Here is a 375-nt window from a genome sequence, read left to right as displayed (position 1 = left end):
GCCAATATACGCGTGGTCATTACTCAATATACCAACCGAGACTTGTCCCGATAGGAAATGCATCTCAGGGTCTTCTTTTGATAAGAAGGTCGCATTATTTCGCATATCGAGGAGCCATTGTTTTGACTTTTGTAGCTGCTTGTCGGTTGCATTGTTGATGGGATAACCCATCCCCAGCAGTGCAATAGAGACTAGTGTTTGAGCATCATCTAAAATGAGAAGCTGCCCAGTCCACTGTTCATCATGAAGGTCAACCCATTGTGAAAGCATCGAGGGTGGCAACATTTTAGAGTTGGTCGCTATACCTATGCCTTGAAGCATTAAAGGCACTGAATATCGGTAATGTTGAGCGAGTTCGACTCGATTCAACTCAGG

Annotated in this window: 1 pseudogene; it reads right to left on the bottom strand. The window is 44.5% G+C overall.

Going from position 1 to position 375, the window contains the following annotated elements:
• Positions 1-375: pseudogene (locus AB4585_RS23825) on the bottom strand (hypothetical protein); the annotation flags it as partial.

The organism is Vibrio sp. 10N.222.49.C9 (assembly GCF_041474985.1).
In the GTDB taxonomy this organism is placed as follows: Bacteria; Pseudomonadota; Gammaproteobacteria; order Enterobacterales; family Vibrionaceae; genus Vibrio; species Vibrio crassostreae_C.
Note: the sequence above shows the minus strand (reverse complement) of the source record. Positions and strands in the feature narration are given on the sequence as shown.